Genomic DNA, 17,728 nt, shown 5'->3' on the forward strand with positions numbered 1-17,728 from the left:
TGCCTGCGACTGACTCAGTAGTCGCCGCTGGCCTTCTTGGCGGCGGTGATCATGGGGGTGATGGTCATGCCCTGTACCACTATGGAGAACATCACCACAGAATAGGTCATCACCAGGATCACCTCCCGCAGATCGACGCCGTGCTCCGGCAGCACCATGACGCCCGAGGGCAGCGCCAGTGCCATGGCCATGGCCAGACCGCCGCGCAGGCCGCCCCAGGTGAGGATGCGCACCGAGAAGCGGTTGTAGCTGCGGAACTTGCGGAAGGCCACATAGGGCAGGGAGACGCTGATGAAGCGGGCGGCCAGGCAGAGCGGCACTGCTATGACCAGCAGGATCCAGTCTTGCCAGGCGAGATCCAGCAGCACCAGGGCCAGGCCGATCAGCAGGAACAGCAGGGCGTTGAGGAACTGATCCATCAACTCCCAGAAGTGATCCAGGTGGTGGCGGCTCTGCTCGGAGAAGCCGGACTGGCGGGTCCAGTTGCCTATCATGATGCCGGTGACCACCATGGCCAGGGCGCCGGAGACGCCTATCATGTTGGCAAAGGCGAAGCCTGCGGTCGGGATGCAGAGGGTCAGCAGCAGCTCCAGGGAGCCGTCGTCTGTGGCGCTGATCATCACGTGGGCGATGAGGCCCAGCACGGCGCCGAACAGTATGCCGCCGAGGGCTTCATGCAGGAACAGGCCGGCCACGCTGGTGAAGGTGGGCTCGACACCGCCAAAGGCCACGGCGAAGACGGTGGCGAAGATCACCAGGCCGACCCCGTCGTTGAACAGGGACTCCCCTTCGATCTGGATGGCGATCTGGGGCGGCGCCTTCATCTTCTTGACGATGGCGAGCACGGCAATGGGGTCTGTGGGGGAGATCAGGGCACCGAACAGCATGCAATAGACCAGCGGCAGCTCCCAGCCCAGCAGCTTGGCGATGAACCAGAAGCCATAGCCGATGATGAAGGTGGAGAGCAGGGTCGCCGCTATGGAGAGAATGGTGATCTCCCACTTCTGGCTGCGCAATGCCTTCAGATTGATGCCGAGACCGCCGGCAAACAGCAGGAATCCGAGGATCCCCTTCAGCAGGAAGTTCTGGAAGTCGATGCTTTCCATGGTCTCGACGGCCAGAGGTTCCAGATTGAACCAACCCAACTTACCAAACAGCACCATCAGGGCGGAGATCAGCATGGATCCGGCTGTGATGGCGATGGTGGTCTGGATCTTCACGACATACTGGTTGGCAAAGGCGATGAAGATCGCCAAGGCTGCCAAGAAACAGAGTGTGTAGTAGACGCTCATAGTTATTTTTCTCTTTAGTAAACAGCAAGCACGTATCCCCGTTGAGGACGGGCATAGGGTACTCTCGGGCCACATCTTACTCATTACCCATTTGTGAGTATATGCTCGAGATTTCGGACAGATAGACGGCTAGATTTCCATTTGATTTTTTTGCTGCTAGGATGGAGCTCACGCAGTTGCATGGATGTAAGGGGTAGAAGCGGTGTCGAGCATAGAGTCGAGCAAGAAGTCGGACGTAACAAAGAAACTGGAAGCCTGTCTCAGGGAGCGGATCCTGATCATCGACGGTGCCATGGGCACCATGATCCAGGGTTACAGGCTCGGTGAATCGGATTACCGCGGCGAGCGCTTCGCCGACTGGCATACCGACATCAAGGGCAACAACGATCTGCTGGTGCTGACCCGGCCGGCGGTGATCCGCGAGATCCACGATCAATATTGTGCCGCCGGGGCCGACATCCTCGAGACCAACACCTTCAACGCCACTCGCATCGCCATGGCCGATTACGAGATGGAAGCCTTCTCCGCCGAGATCAACCGCGAGGCGGCCCGTCTGGCCCGCGCCGTGGCGGACGAGTGGACGGCCAAGGATCCCGCCAGGCCGCGTTTCGTGGCAGGCGTCCTGGGCCCCACCAACCGCACCTGCTCCATCTCGCCGGATGTGAACGACCCTGGCAAGCGCAACGTCACCTATGACCAGCTGGTGGCCGCCTACACCGAATCGACTCACGCCCTGATCGAGGGAGGCGCAGACCTCATCCTCATAGAGACCATCTTCGACACCCTGAACGCCAAGGCGGCCGCCTTCGCGGTGGATCTGGTGTTCGAGGAGCTGGGCTACAGCCTGCCGGTGATGATCTCAGGCACCATCACGGATGCCTCGGGCCGCACCCTCTCGGGCCAGACCACGGAAGCCTTCTATCACTCCCTGCGTCATGTCAAACCCATCTCCTTCGGCCTCAACTGTGCGCTGGGCCCGGACGAGCTGCGCCAGTATGTGGAGGAGCTGTCGCGCATCAGCGAGACCTTTGTGAGCGCCCACCCCAACGCCGGGTTGCCCAATGCCTTCGGCGAGTACGATCTCGATGCGGGTGAGATGGCAGAGCATATCCGCGAGTGGGCCCAAAGCGGCTTCCTCAACCTGGTGGGGGGCTGCTGCGGCACCACCCCGACCCATATTCGTGCCATGGCGGACGCTGTGGCGGGCATCAAGCCGCGCCCCCTGCCCGAGCTGCCGGTGGCCTGCCGGCTGTCCGGCCTCGAGCCCCTCATCATCACGGCGGAGTCCATGTTCGTGAACGTGGGGGAGCGCACCAACGTCACAGGTTCCGCCAAGTTCAAGCGGCTGATCAAGGAGGGGCTCTATGACGAGGCCCTGGATGTGGCCAAGCAGCAGGTGGAGAGCGGCGCCCAGATCATCGACATCAACATGGACGAGGGGATGCTGGACGCCGAGGCGGCCATGGTGCGCTTCTTGAACCTCATCGCCGGCGAGCCGGACATCGCCCGGGTGCCCGTGATGATCGACTCCTCCAAGTGGGAGGTGCTGGAGGCGGGTCTCAAGTGCGTGCAGGGCAAGCCTGTGGTCAACTCCATCTCCATGAAGGAGGGGGAGGCCAAGTTCATCGAGCAGGCCAAACTGCTGCGTCGCTATGGCGCCGCCGTCATCGTGATGGCGTTCGACGAGGTGGGTCAGGCCGATACCCGTGCCCGCAAGTTCGAGATCTGCCAGCGCGCCTACCGGATCCTGGTGGACAGGGTCGGCTTCCCGCCGGAAGACATCATCTTCGACCCCAACATCTTCGCGGTGGCGACCGGCATCGACGAGCACAACAACTACGCGGTGGACTTCATCGAGGCGGTGAAGGATATCAAGGAGCACCTGCCCCACGCCATGATCTCCGGCGGCGTCTCCAACGTCTCCTTCTCCTTCCGGGGCAACGAGCCGGTGCGGGAAGCGATTCACGCCGTCTTCCTCTACCACGCCATCCGCAGCGGCATGGACATGGGGATAGTCAACGCCGGTCAGCTCGCCATCTACGAAGACATTCCGGCGGAGCTGAAGGCCAAGGTCGAGGCCGTGGTGCTCAACTTGAGTGACAGTGCCACCGAGGATCTGCTGGCCATCGCCGAGAAGTATCGCGGTGCCGGCGCCCAGGCCGAGGATCCCCGGGATCAGGAGTGGCGCAGTTGGCCCGTGGGCAAGCGCCTTGAGCATGCCCTGGTCAAGGGCATCACCGACTTCATCGAGGAGGACACCGAAGAGGCGCGGGCCGGGGCCGAGAAGCCGCTGCACGTGATCGAAGGGCCGCTGATGGACGGCATGAACGTGGTGGGCGACTTGTTTGGCGCCGGCAAGATGTTCCTGCCCCAGGTGGTGAAGTCGGCGCGGGTGATGAAGCGGGCGGTCGCCTACCTGCAACCCTACATAGAGGCGGAGAAGTCCGGCGGCTCCAGCAACGGCAAAATAGTGATGGCCACCGTCAAGGGGGACGTGCACGACATCGGCAAGAACATCGTCGGCGTGGTGCTGCAGTGCAACAACTACGAGATCGTCGATCTCGGGGTCATGGTCTCCTGCGAGACCATCCTCAAGACGGCGCGGGAAGTGGGGGCCGACATCATAGGCCTGTCGGGCCTCATCACTCCGTCCCTGGACGAGATGGTGCACGTGGCGAAAGAGATGGAGCGCCAGGGCTTCAAGTTGCCGCTGCTGATCGGCGGCGCCACCACCTCCAAGGCCCACACAGCGGTGAAGATAGAGCAGAACTACTCCGAACCCGTGGTCTATGTGTCGAACGCCTCCCGCGCGGTGGGGGTGGCCCAGAGCCTGCTGAACCCCGAGCTCAAGCCCGCCTTCGTCGCCCGCATCGACAAGGAGTACGAAATAGCGCGGGATCAGCATGCCCGCAAGCAACCGCGCTCCAAGCCGGTTTCCCTGGCCCACGCCCGCGCCAATCGCCAGCAGCTGGACTGGGTCGGCTATGAACCGCCCAAGCCCAGGGCGCCGGGTGTGCAAACCTTCGAGGACGTGCCCGTCTCTGTGCTGCGCCCCTACATCGACTGGACGCCGTTTTTCCTGAGCTGGGAGCTGGCGGGCAAGTATCCGCGCATCCTGGAGGACGAGATCATAGGTGAGGAGGCGACCAAGCTGTTTGCCGATGCCAACGCCATGCTCGACCAGCTGGAGCAGGACAAGAGCGTGCGCTGCGCCGGCATCATAGGCTTGTTCCCGGCCAACGGGGTGGGGGACAGCATAGAGGTCTATACCGACGAGTCGCGTACCGAGGTCATCAAGGTGCTGCACCACCTGCGCCAGCAGAGCGAGAAGCAGGGCTTCCCGAACTACTGTCTGGCGGACTATGTGGCCCCCAAGGAGAGCGGCAAGGCGGACTGGATCGGCGCCTTTGCGGTGACCGGCGGTATCGGCGAGGAGGCCATAGCGCAAGCCTACAAGGCGGATCACGACGACTACAACGCCATCCTGATCCAGGCGGTGTGCGACCGTCTCGCCGAGGCCTTCGCCGAATACCTGCACGAGCAGGTGCGCAAAGTGCACTGGGGCTATGCCCCCGATGAAGCGCTCTCCAACGAGGAGCTCATTCGCGAGAACTATCGCGGCATACGGCCGGCGCCGGGTTACCCCGCCTGCCCGGAGCACACCGAGAAGGGCAGCATCTGGGAGCTGCTGGGTGTGGAGCAGGCCATCGGCATGAAGCTCACCGAGTCCTACGCCATGTGGCCGGGGGCGGCGGTGTCCGGCTGGTACTTCTCCCACCCCGAGAGCAAGTATTTCGCGGTGGCGCAGATCCAGCCCGATCAGGTGGAAGACTATGCCCAGCGCAAAGGCATGACGCTGGTGGAGGCCGAGCGCTGGCTGGGGCCGAACCTGAATTGATCCCGTTGCCCGGCCTGAACTGGCCCACGCAAGCTGAGGTGCTATGAAGATTGGATTCGTTGGCCTGGGGGCAGTGGTGGAGACCGCCTATCTGCCAGCATTGCGGGCCCTGGCGCCAGAGATGGCGATCTGGGGATTTGACCCCGCCCGCAGCCTGCCGGGAGTGAGATCGTTGCCGACCCTGGAGGCCCTGCTGGCGCTGCCCCTGGATCGGCTGGTCATTGCCACCCCCTCCCTGCTGCACCTGCCGGTGCTGGAGCAGGCGCTGGCAAGCTCCATCCCCTTGATTTTGGTGGAGAAGCCTGTGGTGGCGACCCTGGCCCAGCAGGCTCGCCTGCAGGCCCTGCTGGCGGATCCCGGGGTCGCCCCCCGGGTGCTGGCGCTGGATCACTGGATGGCCCGCAACGCCGTCCAGCGGCTGCTCAGCGGCGGGCTGGGGGATGATTGGCGGACGCAAGCCGGGCAGACCGGCCCCATTTCGCCGGTCACCCTGGCCGACGTGGCCTCGGTGGAGGGCTTCCTGCTGGAGCCCTGCGGCCTTGACGAGCAGGGGCACCCCTATGCCCTCAACTTCGCCACCGGCGAGCCGGATCGGCGGGTCCTGCGTCATCCCGACGGGGTGATCCTCGACATCGGCACCCATCTGCTGGCGATGATCCGCGAGCTGCTGGTGGCCCTCGGCGGGGATGACAGCTTGACGCTGGTGGCTGACGGGGTAGCCGACAGGCTGGGCCAGCCCATCCCCAGTGGTGATCTCGAAACCGCCGAGGGGCGCGCCTGTCTGCGCGGCGAGGCGGCCGGGGTGCCCCTGAGGCTCTGGCTCGACAAGTACGCAGGATCCGGGGTCGAGAAGAAGGGGTTATGCCTGCATCTCAAGGATGGGCGGCGCATAGAGCTGCTTCGCAGCGGCAATCTGGAGTGGCTGCATTTTCACGGCGTCGATGGTATGCGGGGCTGGCAACATGAGGGGCCCCTCTATCGCGACTGCATAGCCCAAACCCTGCTGGCGCCTGTGCCGGTGGGCGGCTGGGCCAGGACCACGGCGCGCCGGTTGCAGGAGGTGGCGCTGCTGCTGAGCCTGCAGCAGGCGTTGCGTGGTCCTCATTGAATCTGGTATTCAGCGGTTCTTGCAGAACGCCGAATGGTGAGGGGAAAGGATTGGCGTTGCCAGTCGTTCATGGCACCTTATACTCTCCAGTCCGATTATCAGGTCTGTCATTTCCATGAATATTGCCATTTTATCCCGCGAGCCCAACAACTACTCCACCCGCCGTCTGGTCGAGGTGGCGCAGGCGCGCGGGCATCAGGTCGAGGTGCTCGACACCCTGCGCTGCTACATGAACATCGCCTCCCACAGCCCCTCCATCCACTACGAAGGACGGGAACTGGAGAGCTATGACGCCGTGATCCCGCGCATCGGTGCCAGCATCACCTTCTATGGCACCGCCGTGCTGCGCCAGTTCGAGATGATGAATACCATGGCCCTCAACAGCTCGGTGGCCATCAGCCGCTCCCGGGACAAGCTGCGCGCCATGCAGTTGCTCTCCCGCCACGGCATAGGCCTGCCCATCACCGGCTATGCCCACAGCACCCACGACGTGCCCGACCTCATCACCATGGTCGGCGGGGCGCCGCTGGTGGTGAAGCTGTTGGAGGGGACCCAGGGGATAGGCGTGGTGCTGTGCGAGACCCAGAAGGCTGCCGAGAGCGTGATCGAGGCTTTCATCCAGACCAACAACAACATCTTGGTGCAGGAGTACATCCGCGAGGCCAATGGCGCCGACATTCGCTGCGTGGTGGTGGGTGGCAAGGTGGTGGCGGCCATGCGTCGTCAGGCCCAGCCGGGGGAGTTTCGCTCCAACCTGCACCGTGGCGGCGAGGCGTCGGCCATCAAGATCACCCCGGAAGAGCGGGCGACTGCGGTGCAGGCCGCCAAGATCATGGGGCTGGACGTGGCCGGGGTGGATATCTTGCGCAGTGCCCGTGGCCCCCTGGTATTGGAGGTGAACTCCTCCCCCGGTCTGCAAGGGGTCGAAGCCGCTTCCGGCAAGGATGTGGCGGGCAAGATCATCGATTTTTTGGAGCTCAAGGCGAGTCGCAAGCACAAGCCGGCGGAATAAGCCGCCCTCCTATCCTCTGCAAACAAGGCGCCCTCGGGCGCCTTGTTGTTATCTGGCTTGTTGGCTTGCCGGGGAGTGCGTTGTCTCCCTTCTCCCCTTGCGGGAGAAGGGTCGGGGATGAGGGGGGAACTATGCCTGCGTGAGGTCGGGGGCGTTCATCGCCAGCCTGGCGCTGAAAACGCCATCCTCCAGCCGGGTCTCTATCTGCCAGCCCAGCTTCTCGCAGATGCGCTGGATGATGGTGAGGCCGCAGCCGTAGCCCAGGATCTGATCCGGCGCCGCCGCGGTGGGATTGCTGATGGTGAGTACCTGCCCCTGAAGCGCGATCTCGATATGGCCCTCGGCGTAGCTCAGGGCATTCTTCAGCAGGTTGCCCAGGGCGATGGCGAGCAGGGAGAGAGGGGCCAGCACCTCGCTCTGCTCGTCCAGATTGAGGCGGATATCCAGGCTCTCGCGCTGCAGCAGGGGGGCGAGGCGCGCCAGCTCCCGCTGGATCAGCGGTGCCACCAATTGCCGGGGGCGCTCGACCGCCTCCTTGCGGCCCAGCAGCAGGAAGGTCTCGGTGAGCAGGGCCATCTCGTCGCTGGCGGCCCGAATGCGGCTGGCGGCCCGGGCGGCGGGGGCGGGCAGGTCGCTCACCTTGCCGAGCAGGGCGGCCGAGCCCTGGATCACCATGTTGGGGGTGCGCAGCTCGTGGCTGGCGAAGCGGCTGAACTCCTGCTCCCGGGCGAACACGGCGGCCACCTCATGCTTGCCCGCCAGCAGCGCCAGCTCGATCTCTCGCAGCTCCTGCCAGGGGGCGTCCGGCACGAAGTCGACCTGATCCGGGGTGAGGTGGGCGACGCGCTGGCGCAGCCTGTCCAGGGGCCGGGTGATGTGGCGCACCAGCCAGATGCCGAACGCTATGCAGCCGAGCAACAGGGCCAGCCCGATCAGCCGGGTGACCAGGTGCAGCCTGTCTTCGTAAGGATCCAGGTAGTCGTCTGCGTCGTCGTTGAACACCAGATAGAGCAGGCCCTGGCCCGAGGGGTGAGCGCGCACCAGAAAGTGTTTGTCCTCCTCCCCCAGCTGGTGCTCGAAGAAACCGGGGGTCTGGTAGGGTTTGAGCCATACGGGCAGGCGCCCCGCCTCTGTCCAGTAGCTGGAGAACTGGCGCGGGCTGGGGGCGGGCGCCACCTGGCCGAGCCGCAGCCAGTCATCGTTGTAGCGGGTGACCTCGGCCTCCAGCCAGTGGCGCAGGCTGAGCTCCTCCATCTTGTTCTCGGCCACCACCATCAGCAGGCTCAGGATCAGCAGCAGCAGCAAGCCGGCCCCGCCCAGCGCCAGGATCAGGCGCTTGCGCAGGCTCGGCAGGCTCAAGGCTGGCTGGCTCGGGGAGGCCGGGAGGCTCATGGTTTGACCAGCCGGTAACCCTGGCCGTGCACTGTCTCCAGCATGGGGCTGGGGAAGGGCTTGTCCAGGGCATTGCGCAGGGCGTAGATGTGGCTGCGCAAGGCGTCCGAGTCGGGCTCCTCATCCCCCCAGACGGTGTCGAGCACCTCCTGGCGCGTCACCAGCTGGGGGGCACGCCTGACCAGCAGGGTGAGGATCTGGAAGGGGATCTTGCCGAGTTTGAGCTCCACCCCGGCGCGGGTGGCACGGCCCGCGCCGGGATCCACCGCCAGCTCGCCAAATGCCAGCGCCCCCATGTCGCTGCGGGGGCCGCGCAGGGCCAGGGCCTGCAACCGCACCTCCAGCTCCTCCATGGCGAACGGCTTGACCAGGTAGTCGTCGCCCCCCGCCTTGAAACCTGCCAGCTTGTCGTCCAGGCTGTCGCGGGCGGTGAGAAAGAGCACAGGGGTGGCGATGCCGTCCGAGCGCAGCCGCTCGACGGTGCGCAGGCCGTCGAGGCGCGGCATCATGACGTCCATGATGATGACGTCGAAGCGCTGCTCCGCCAGCAGTTGCAGGGCGGCCTGGCCGTGATAGGCGCAGTCCACCCTGTGCCCGGCCAGCTCCAGATAATCCATGACGGTCTCAGCCACCTGGGGACTGTCTTCCACCACCAGTATTTTCATGCTCTGATCTCCTGGTTTGGGCCGAGATTTCACGGCCATTTCACACCGGATGAGACATCCTGTGTGCCAGTGTAACCCCGAGGATCCCCGATGAAGAAGTCTCTCTGCGCCCTCTGGCTATTGATTTTATTGCCCTTTGGTCTGGTGCAGGCGGCCGAGTTCAAGCTGACCGGCCGCACCAGCTGGCAACTGGGCCAGTTGATGGTCAACGGCATTCCCTTCGTGATCGATGAGCAGACCCGCTTCAAGGACGGTCTGGACGAAGACGATCTCGGCGGCACCTGGGTCGATCTGGAAGGGGTGATAGAGGGAGACAGGCGGCTGGTCCGCGAGGTGGAGCCGTTGGAAGAAAAGCATGAGATGGAGCTGGAAGGGCCTGTGGAGCAGGGGCGGATATGGGGTTATGTCACCTCGGACGACAGCCTGGCCCCCTTCGAGGGACGCTGGCTGGAGCTGGAGTGCCGCTTCGACGGCATGCGTCTGAGCCGCTGTCGGGAGGACGACTGATCCGCCGCACCAGTGAACCGGAAAAATTACCCGTCCAGGCCCATAGTTAAACCTCCTCGCTGGGTTGACCATGGGCCTGCTTGCTATGACCAGAACCGCATTGTTCCTGCTGCTCTCCTTTCACGCCCTTGCCGACGAGCCCGAGCTCTGGCTGGTGGAGCTGGAGCACAACGACGGCATCCGCCTGCAATTTCAGGGGGCCGAGCTCGAGCTCGGCAGCGCCGCCCTGGTCGGAGCGGCGCAGTTTGACGATCTCAGGCCCGGCATGCAGCTCGCCATCCAGAGCCGGTACGGCGTGGCCGAGCAGATCCAGGTACTCGCAACTGGGCCGGATCCGGCCCAGAGCAGCCAGTGGTTGCGGGCGGATGACAGGCTGGTCGCCACCGCAGGAGAGAGCCTGCTGATGCAGCAGCTGGGTGTGCTGGTGTTTGATGCCGGCACCCGCTGGGTGAACGGCAGCCTCGCCGATCTGCAACCGGGCCGCAGGCTGGTGCTGAGCCGGGATGATGAGGGCCGTCTGACCGAGATCCTGATCCCCAACCCGGAGGAAACACTCGATTCCGATGAGTGAGCCGTGTCCTTGGCTGGTTGTTCTTTCCCCTTGTTAATGACTTGTACTTTAAAATTCCCCACTTATACTGGCGCACATCTTGTCGGAGTGCTGACCGTCGAACGACGCAAAGCTGAGACCGTTAATTCGGGATCCGTGGAACCTGATCAGGTTAAGACCTGCGAAGGGAAACAAGGGTAACTTGCGAGTTGCCGCGCCGGGGGAGTAGCCACTTCCCCCTTGCCTTGAGGGGAACCCCCGGGCAAGGGCTGGCGCACAGGAGGGAGGTCGTCCCGCCGCTTGCCCGTCAGGGCGGCGAATGTCCCCACAAGGGGGATGGGACGGCAGAGCAGGGATGATCCATCCCGTGCTCGCTCCCTCCTGAGAGCGCACCCAGACTGCAAGTTCATCACTTCTCCTCGAACTCCAGACAAGCAAACACCCATAACTTCAACCAGTTAATGTGAGTTTTGCTATGTCTACCTCTTCTGAAAACAGCAAGTCCGTGCCCGCCAGCCGCCGGGAGCAGCGCTCCAGTGCCCAGGCCTTTATCGACAACCTCAAGGGCATGGCCCACCCCAACTCCAGACGCATCTTCATCGAAGGTTCCCGTCCCGACATCCGGGTAGGGCTGCGGGAGATAGTCCTGGCCGACACCCTGGTCGGCGGCAGCAAGGAAGACCCCCAGTTCGAGCCCAACGATCCCGTGCCCGTCTACGACACCTCGGGGGCCTATGGGGATGAGAGTGCCGAGATAGACGTGCGCCGCGGCCTGCCGCGCCTGCGTGAAAACTGGGTGCTGGAGCGTGGCGACACCGAAGCGCTCGAGGGTCTGAGCTCCGCCTTCACCCAGGAGCGCCTCGCCGACGAGGGGCTGGATCACCTGCGCTTCGATAATTTGCCCAAGCCGCTGCGTGCCAGGCCGGGCCGCCGGGTGACCCAGCTGCACTATGCCCGTCAGGGGATGGTCACCCCTGAGATGGAGTTCATCGCCATTCGCGAGAACATGGGTCGCGAGCGGGTGCGCTCCGAGCTGCTGCTGCGCCAGCATCCGGGCCAGGGCTTCGGCGCCCGCCTGCCGGAAAACATCACCCCCGAATTCGTGCGCGATGAGGTGGCCGCCGGCCGCGCCATCATCCCCAGCAACATCAACCACCCGGAAGCCGAGCCCATGATCATCGGCCGCAACTTCCTGGTGAAGATCAACGCCAACATAGGCAACTCGGCGGTCACCTCCAGCATCGAGGAGGAGGTGGAGAAGCTGGTCTGGTCCACCCGTTGGGGCGCCGACACCGTCATGGATCTCTCCACCGGCCGCTACATCCACGAGACCCGGGAGTGGATACTGCGCAACAGTCCTGTGCCCATAGGCACTGTGCCCATCTATCAGGCGCTGGAGAAGACCAACGGCATCGCCGAGGATCTCACTTGGGAGCTGTTCCGCGACACCCTGCTGGAGCAGGCCGAACAGGGGGTGGACTACTTCACCATCCACGCCGGCGTCTTGCTGCGCTACGTGCCCATGACCGCCAAGCGCCTCACCGGCATCGTCTCCCGTGGCGGCAGCATCATGGCCAAGTGGTGCCTCTCCCACCACAAGGAGAACTTCCTCTACCAGCATTTTCGCGAGATCTGCGAGATCTGCGCCGCCTATGACGTGGCCCTCTCCCTCGGTGACGGCCTGCGTCCGGGCTCCGTCTATGACGCCAACGACGAGGCCCAGTTCGCCGAGCTGCACACCCTGGGGGAGCTCACCAAGATCGCCTGGGAGTACGATGTGCAGGTGATGATCGAGGGGCCGGGTCACGTGCCCATGCACATGATAGAGCGCAACATGACGGAGCAACTGGAGCACTGCCACGAGGCACCCTTCTATACGCTAGGCCCGCTCACCACAGACATAGCCCCCGGCTACGATCACTTCACCTCCGGCATAGGCGCCGCCATGATCGGCTGGTATGGCTGCGCCATGCTCTGCTACGTCACCCCCAAGGAGCACCTGGGGCTGCCGAACAAGGAGGACGTGAAGCAGGGGCTCATCACCTACAAGATCGCCGCCCACGCCGCCGATCTTGCCAAGGGTCACCCGGGCGCCCAGATCCGCGACAACGCCATGTCCAAGGCGCGCTTCGAGTTCCGCTGGGAGGATCAGTTCAATCTGGCGCTGGATCCCGAAACCGCCCGTGCCTATCACGATGAGACCCTGCCCCAGGAGTCCGGCAAGGTGGCCCACTTCTGCTCCATGTGCGGCCCCAAGTTCTGCTCAATGAAGATCACCCAGGATGTGCGCGACTACGCCGCCAAGCTCGAGGCGGTGGAGATCAAGCTGGTGGGCATGGATGGCCAGCAGGAGCGAGTGGTGGCCGAGGTGGAAAGCGGTATGAACCGTATGGCCGAGACCTTCAAGGAGAAGGGGGGCGAGCTCTACCATCAGGCGGCGGCCCTCAAAGAGGAGCGGGAAGAAGCATGAGCACCAAGCCCATCGTCTGGACCATAGCCGGTTCCGACTCGGGGGGCGGTGCCGGCATTCAGGCCGATCTGCACACCTTGCACGCCCTCGGCGTGCACGGCTGCTCCGTCATCTCCGCCATCACGGCCCAGAATTCGGTGGCGGTGAAGATGGTGGATCCCGTGCTGATGCAGACCTTCTGCGCCCAGATCGACGCCCTCGGCGTCGATCTGCCCCCGGCCGCCATCAAGATCGGTCTGCTGCCGACCCGGCTCCATGTGGAGGTGCTGGCCCGGCGGCTCGATACGTTAAGCGCCCCCTTCGTGGTCTATGACCCCGTGGCCATCGCCAGCACAGGCACCCCCATGGCGGAGCCCAACATGCTGGCGGCGGTGCGCGAGCATCTGCTGCCCCGTCTGTCGCTTATCACCCCCAACGGCCCCGAGCTGGAAGCATTGACCGGCATTCCGGCGACCAGCCCTGCGCTGGTGCGGGCGGGAGCGGTGCGACTGCGTGAACTCGGCGCCCGCGCCGTGCTGGTCAAGGGGGGGCACCTTGAGTGGAGCGGGGATCTCTGTCTCGATTACTACCAGGATGCAGAGCGGGAGTTCTGGCTCGCCGCGCCGCGGCTCGACACCCGCCACGGCCACGGCACCGGCTGCTGCTACGCCAGCGCCATCGCCGCGGTCCAGGCGTTGGATTACCCGGTGGAAGACGCTATCACCCTGGCGCGTGCCTATCTGCAGCAAGGGCTGGCAGAGGCGCAGGGGGTAGGGGCAGGCCCCGGCCCCATAGCCCACCTCGGCTGGCCAACCAGTCTCGCCCACTTCCCCCGGGCCGTGCTGGCGGGATCAAGCCTGGATCGTCGCTTCGGTCTTTATGAGGTGAGTACCACCCGTCTGCCCCAGGGGCCCTTTGCCCCGACCGAACAGAGTCTCGGCCTCTATCCGGTGGTGGATTCGGTGCAGTGGCTGGAGCGGCTGCTGGAAGCCGGGGTCAGGACACTGCAACTGCGCATCAAGGATCTGTCCGCCGAAGAGGTGATGCCCGCCATTGCGGCGGCGGTGGCCCTGGGTCGCCGCTTCGGGGCGCGGCTCTTTATCAACGATTACTGGCAACAGGCCATAGCGGCCGGTGCCTATGGGGTGCATCTGGGGCAGGAGGATATGGGATCAGCCGATCTCGCCGCCATTCAGGCTGCTGGTCTGCGTCTTGGCATCTCCACCCACGGCTACTTCGAGCTGATGCGGGCCCGGGAGCTGGCACCCTCCTATATAGCCTTGGGTCATATCTTCCCCACCAACACCAAGCAGATGCCCTCCCGCCCCCAGGGGCTGGTGCGGCTGCACCACTACCGCGCCCTGATGCAGGACTGGCCCACTGTCGCCATCGGCGGCATCAGCGAGGAGCGGGTGGCAGCGGTCAAGGAGAGCGGGGTGGGCAGCATTGCCCTGGTCTCCGCCATCACAGGGAGCGACGACTGGCAGGGGGCCACGGCCCGATTGCTGGCCGCCGTGGGGGCCGGGGATCCGGCGCGCTCCGCCATAGCAGTGCAGGAGGTGGCACATGCGCACTGACGAGGCGTCTCTTCGTGACGAAGAGTATCTGCGCTATGGCAGGCAACTGATGCTCGCCGAGATCGGGGAGGAGGGGCAGGCGCGGCTCAAGGGCGCCTCCGTGCTGATCGTCGGTCTCGGTGGGCTCGGCTCGCCGCTGGCGCTCTATCTCGCCGGGGCCGGAGTCGGGACGCTGTGGCTCGCCGACGGCGACATCCTGGATTCCAGCAACCTGCCGCGCCAGATCTTGTTCGATGGCGAGGGCCTGCGCCGCTCCAAGGCCGAGCTGGCCCGGGAGCGGTTGGCGGCTCACAACCCCCATGTGGAGCTGATCGCCATCAACCAGCGTCTCGACGCCCATAGCCTACCAGCCTTCGTGGCCGAGGTGGACCTGGTTGTCGACTGCTGCGACAACCTAGCCAGCCGCCATGTCATCAACGCCGCCTGCGTAGTGCAGGGCAAACCCTGGATCTCGGCCGCCGCCGTCGGCTGGCAAGGGCAACTGATGGTGCGAAGCGCGCCTGAGCACCCCTGCTACGCCTGCCTCTACCCGGCGGACACCGAGATTAAAGAGAGTTGCCAGCGCAGCGGCGTCACCGGCCCCCTGGTCGGCGTGATGGGCTCCTTGCAGGCGCTGGAGGCGCTCAAACTGCTGCTCGGGCGCCCCAGCCCGGTGGCGGGCACATTGCGCCGTTTCGATGCCCTGGCCCACGAGTGGCAGTGCCTGCAGCTGCCCCCCGATCCCGACTGCCCGGTGTGTGGCAGCCATAAGGATGACCAATGAATATTCGATTGAACGATATCGAGCTGACGCTGCCCACCGGCCAGAGCCTGACCGAGCTGCTGGCGGTGCAGGAGATTGCCCCCCAGGGGGTGGCGGTGGCCCTCAACGGCGCCGTGCTGCCCCGCAGCCGCTGGCCAGAGACCCGCCTCAATGACGGGGACGAGATCCACCTTTTCACTGCCATCGCCGGAGGCTGAGATGCTGACCATTGCCAATCACACCTTCTCATCGCGCCTCTTTACCGGCACCGGCAAGTTTGCCCACCCCGAGCTGATGGCCGCCGCCATAGCGGCGAGCGGCTCCCAGCTGGTGACCATGGCCATCAAGCGCCTGGAGCCGGGCAAGCGCCACGACGACATCCTCACTCCGCTGCTGGCCCTCGGGGTCAAGCTGCTGCCCAACACCTCCGGTGCCAAGACAGCCGCCGAAGCGGTGTTTGCCGCCCACCTGGCCCGGGAGGCGCTCGGCACCAACTGGCTCAAGCTCGAGATCCACCCCGATCCCAAGTACCTGCTGCCAGACCCCATAGAGACCCTCAAGGCCGCCGAACAGCTGGTGAAAGAGGGCTTCGTGGTGCTGCCTTACTGCGGGGCCGATCCCGTGCTCTGCAAGCGGCTCGAAGAAGTGGGCTGCGCCGCCGTCATGCCGCTGGGCGCTCCCATCGGCTCCAATCAGGGGCTGGTGACCCGGGATTTCCTCTCCATCATCGTCGAGCAGGCCAATGTGCCCGTGGTGGTGGATGCGGGGATCGGGGCCCCCAGCCATGCGGCGGCGGCCTTCGAACTGGGTGCCGACGCCGTGCTGGTGAACACGGCCATCGCGGTGTGCGGGGATCCGGTCGCCATGGGCCGCGCCTTCGCGCTCGCCTGCGAGGCCGGTCGCAGCGCCTATGAGGCGGGCCTCGGGGCACGCGGCAGCCAGGCCCAGGCTTCCAGCCCCCTGACCGATTTTCTGGGGGCGTTATGAGCCAGGGTTTAGAGGTGATAGATGCTGCAGCTATGGGTTCTGTACCACAAACTCAGCCAAGTGTTTGCCCCCCTCTCCCTTTGGGAGAGGGGCTGGGGGTGAGGGGCGAGGCTGACTCGGCTCTTGAATGGGGCGAGCCCTGCGCTCCTCCCCCTCCCAAGGGGGAGGCCGGGAGGGGGTTGGATTTTGCCGACCGCTGGCGCGAGCTGGAGTGGGACGACGTGGGCATGAGTATCCGCGCCAAGACGGCCCGGGACGTGGAGCGGGCGCTGGCCAATCCACGTCGCACCCTGCAGGACTTTATGGCGCTTATCTCCCCGGCCGCCGAGCCCTTCCTGCCCCGGATGGCCCAGCTGGCGGAGCGCCTCACCCGCCAGCGTTTCGGCAATACGGTCGGCTTTTACGTGCCCCTCTATCTGTCGAACCTGTGCGCCAACGATTGCAGCTATTGCGGTTTCTCCATGAGCAACCGCTTGAAGCGCAAGACCTTGAATAGCGAGGAAATTGAGCGCGAGTGCCTGGCCCTCAAGGCGCGCGGCTTCGACAGCGTGCTGCTGGTGACCGGCGAGCACGAGACCAAGGTGGGCATGGACTACTTTCGTGAGCACCTGCCGCGGATCCGCCGCCACTTCAGCACCCTGGCGATGGAGGTGCAGCCGCTGTCCGAGGCCGAATACGCCGAGCTCAAGACCCTGGGGCTGGATGCGGTCATGGTCTACCAGGAGACCTATCACGCCCCCGCCTACGCTCGCCACCACCTGCGCGGCAACAAGCAGGATATCGGGTGGCGTCTCGCCACCCCGGATCGGCTGGGACGCGCCGGCATCGACAAGATTGGTTTGGGGGCCCTGATCGGCCTGTCGCCTGACTGGCGCGCCGACAGCTATTTTGTCGCCGAGCACCTGAGCTGGCTGGAGCGCCACCACTGGCAGAGCCGCTATTCGCTCTCCTTCCCGCGGCTGCGCCCCTGCACCGGGGGGCTGGAGCCCGAGGTATGCATGTCGGATCGCCAGCTGGTGCAGCTGATCTGCGCCTGGCGCCTCTTCTCGCCGACCCTGGACTTGTCGCTCTCCACCCGGGAATCCCCGGCGTTTCGCAACGGCGCCCTGCGCCTTGGCATCACCCAGATGTCGGCGGAATCGCGCACCCAGCCCGGCGGCTATGCGGAGGGAGACAAGGAGGAGCTGGAGCAGTTCGCCATCCACGACGACAGATCCTTAGGGGAGGTGGCCGATGCCGTGCGGCAGGCAGGGTTGCAGCCGGTGTTTAAGGACTGGGAGGCGTTTTTGGGCCGATAGGGGCGGCCAGGCCCCCTTTGTCGGTGGCATCCGGGCGTCCAGCCAGACTCTGTGCCTGTGGCGAGAGGGCACGGCTGCGCCGTGCAATTGTAGGGTCGATTAGCCGTCAGGCGTAATCGTCCGTTCCGAGGTATGGTGTTGGCGGCAGGAGCCGTTGTGTGGTGGCACGGCCTTGCCGAGCAGGACGCGAGGCTGCTGGCCTCGACGGGGTTTCGCCCGCCCTTCGGGCCTGGGCGAGTAACTTTTCTTTG

General features: G+C 64.9%; 14 protein-coding genes and 1 riboswitch. Of the genes, 11 read left to right on the forward strand and 3 right to left on the reverse strand.

Annotated features, from left to right (window positions below; translation table 11 throughout):
- Positions 1 to 14 precede the first annotated feature (14 nt).
- Positions 15 to 1,292, reverse strand: coding sequence for a cation:proton antiporter (locus ACFWHB_RS01740; RefSeq protein ID WP_106885175.1), 1,278 nt, complete (start codon positions 1,290 to 1,292; stop codon positions 15 to 17).
- Positions 1,293 to 1,494: 202 nt separating this feature from the next.
- Here ACFWHB_RS01740 and metH point away from each other — a divergent pair, with 202 nt between their 5' ends.
- From metH to rimK, 3 genes are all read left to right on the forward strand, one after another.
- Positions 1,495 to 5,190 carry a methionine synthase gene (gene metH / locus ACFWHB_RS01745; protein ID WP_395949345.1) on the forward strand — a complete coding sequence of 1,232 codons (3,696 nt, stop codon included), beginning with the start codon at positions 1,495 to 1,497 and terminating at the stop codon, positions 5,188 to 5,190.
- Positions 5,191 to 5,233: 43 nt separating this feature from the next.
- Positions 5,234 to 6,298, forward strand: coding sequence for a Gfo/Idh/MocA family oxidoreductase (locus ACFWHB_RS01750; protein ID WP_395949346.1), 1,065 nt, complete (start codon positions 5,234 to 5,236; stop codon positions 6,296 to 6,298).
- A 115-nt stretch (positions 6,299 to 6,413) separates the two neighbouring features.
- Positions 6,414 to 7,310, forward strand: a complete 897-nt coding sequence (gene rimK, locus ACFWHB_RS01755; protein ID WP_025325466.1) for a 30S ribosomal protein S6--L-glutamate ligase — start codon at positions 6,414 to 6,416, stop codon at positions 7,308 to 7,310.
- A 129-nt stretch (positions 7,311 to 7,439) separates the two neighbouring features.
- Here the strand turns inward: rimK and ACFWHB_RS01760 are convergent, their stop codons facing one another.
- Both ACFWHB_RS01760 and ACFWHB_RS01765 read right to left on the reverse strand, forming a co-directional pair.
- Complete coding sequence (locus tag ACFWHB_RS01760; RefSeq protein WP_395950162.1) at positions 7,440 to 8,669, reverse strand: sensor histidine kinase; 1,230 nt, start codon at positions 8,667 to 8,669, stop codon at positions 7,440 to 7,442.
- 29 nt (positions 8,670 to 8,698) lie between these two features.
- Positions 8,699 to 9,367: a response regulator transcription factor gene (locus tag ACFWHB_RS01765; protein WP_106885170.1), complete on the reverse strand. Its 669-nt coding sequence runs from the start codon at positions 9,365 to 9,367 to the stop codon at positions 8,699 to 8,701.
- A gap of 90 nt (positions 9,368 to 9,457) precedes the next feature.
- Between ACFWHB_RS01765 and ACFWHB_RS01770 the strand changes: the two genes are divergently transcribed.
- The 8 genes from ACFWHB_RS01770 to thiH all read left to right on the forward strand — a co-directional run bounded on the left by ACFWHB_RS01770 (position 9,458) and on the right by thiH (position 17,477).
- Positions 9,458 to 9,874, forward strand: a complete 417-nt coding sequence (locus tag ACFWHB_RS01770) for a hypothetical protein (RefSeq protein ID WP_163135869.1) — start codon at positions 9,458 to 9,460, stop codon at positions 9,872 to 9,874.
- Positions 9,875 to 9,959: 85 nt separating this feature from the next.
- Positions 9,960 to 10,445 carry a hypothetical protein gene (locus ACFWHB_RS01775; RefSeq protein ID WP_395949347.1) on the forward strand — a complete coding sequence of 162 codons (486 nt, stop codon included), beginning with the start codon at positions 9,960 to 9,962 and terminating at the stop codon, positions 10,443 to 10,445.
- 73 nt (positions 10,446 to 10,518) lie between these two features.
- A riboswitch (TPP riboswitch) is annotated at positions 10,519 to 10,632 on the forward strand.
- A gap of 267 nt (positions 10,633 to 10,899) precedes the next feature.
- Complete coding sequence (thiC, locus tag ACFWHB_RS01780; RefSeq protein ID WP_395949348.1) at positions 10,900 to 12,894, forward strand: phosphomethylpyrimidine synthase ThiC; 1,995 nt, start codon at positions 10,900 to 10,902, stop codon at positions 12,892 to 12,894.
- A complete protein-coding gene (gene thiE, locus ACFWHB_RS01785; RefSeq protein WP_395949350.1) occupies positions 12,891 to 14,450 on the forward strand; it encodes a thiamine phosphate synthase in 1,560 nt (519 codons plus the stop codon). The genes thiC and thiE overlap by 4 nt, the downstream gene beginning before the upstream one ends.
- On the forward strand, positions 14,440 to 15,213 hold the full coding sequence (locus tag ACFWHB_RS01790; RefSeq protein ID WP_395949351.1) for a HesA/MoeB/ThiF family protein: 774 nt from the start codon (positions 14,440 to 14,442) through the stop codon (positions 15,211 to 15,213). Before thiE ends, ACFWHB_RS01790 begins: the two co-directional genes overlap by 11 nt.
- Positions 15,210 to 15,410, forward strand: a complete 201-nt coding sequence (thiS, locus tag ACFWHB_RS01795) for a sulfur carrier protein ThiS (RefSeq protein WP_395949352.1) — start codon at positions 15,210 to 15,212, stop codon at positions 15,408 to 15,410. Before ACFWHB_RS01790 ends, thiS begins: the two co-directional genes overlap by 4 nt.
- Position 15,411: 1 nt before the next feature.
- On the forward strand, positions 15,412 to 16,179 hold the full coding sequence (locus ACFWHB_RS01800) for a thiazole synthase (protein ID WP_395949353.1): 768 nt from the start codon (positions 15,412 to 15,414) through the stop codon (positions 16,177 to 16,179).
- A gap of 32 nt (positions 16,180 to 16,211) precedes the next feature.
- On the forward strand, positions 16,212 to 17,477 hold the full coding sequence (thiH, locus tag ACFWHB_RS01805) for a 2-iminoacetate synthase ThiH (protein ID WP_395949354.1): 1,266 nt from the start codon (positions 16,212 to 16,214) through the stop codon (positions 17,475 to 17,477).
- Positions 17,478 to 17,728 lie beyond the last annotated feature (251 nt).

The organism is Aeromonas mytilicola subsp. aquatica, assembly GCF_044336385.1.
GTDB classification, from domain to species: Bacteria; Pseudomonadota; Gammaproteobacteria; order Enterobacterales; family Aeromonadaceae; genus Aeromonas; species Aeromonas rivipollensis.

Bases quoted from the DNA above. Each gene is read 5' to 3' on its own strand.
- ACFWHB_RS01750 (WP_395949346.1), top strand. From the start codon at position 5,234: ATGAAGATTGGATTCGTTGGCCTGGGGGCAGTGGTGGAGACCGCCTAT.
- thiH (WP_395949354.1), top strand. From the start codon at position 16,212: ATGGGTTCTGTACCACAAACTCAGCCAAGTGTTTGCCCCCCTCTCCCT.
- ACFWHB_RS01740 (WP_106885175.1), bottom strand. From the start codon at position 1,292: ATGAGCGTCTACTACACACTCTGTTTCTTGGCAGCCTTGGCGATCTTC.
- ACFWHB_RS01775 (WP_395949347.1), top strand. From the start codon at position 9,960: ATGACCAGAACCGCATTGTTCCTGCTGCTCTCCTTTCACGCCCTTGCC.
- ACFWHB_RS01800 (WP_395949353.1), top strand. From the start codon at position 15,412: ATGCTGACCATTGCCAATCACACCTTCTCATCGCGCCTCTTTACCGGC.
- thiC (WP_395949348.1), top strand. From the start codon at position 10,900: ATGTCTACCTCTTCTGAAAACAGCAAGTCCGTGCCCGCCAGCCGCCGG.
- rimK (WP_025325466.1), top strand. From the start codon at position 6,414: ATGAATATTGCCATTTTATCCCGCGAGCCCAACAACTACTCCACCCGC.
- thiS (WP_395949352.1), top strand. From the start codon at position 15,210: ATGAATATTCGATTGAACGATATCGAGCTGACGCTGCCCACCGGCCAG.
- ACFWHB_RS01790 (WP_395949351.1), top strand. From the start codon at position 14,440: ATGCGCACTGACGAGGCGTCTCTTCGTGACGAAGAGTATCTGCGCTAT.
- ACFWHB_RS01770 (WP_163135869.1), top strand. From the start codon at position 9,458: ATGAAGAAGTCTCTCTGCGCCCTCTGGCTATTGATTTTATTGCCCTTT.
- thiE (WP_395949350.1), top strand. From the start codon at position 12,891: ATGAGCACCAAGCCCATCGTCTGGACCATAGCCGGTTCCGACTCGGGG.
- ACFWHB_RS01765 (WP_106885170.1), bottom strand. From the start codon at position 9,367: ATGAAAATACTGGTGGTGGAAGACAGTCCCCAGGTGGCTGAGACCGTC.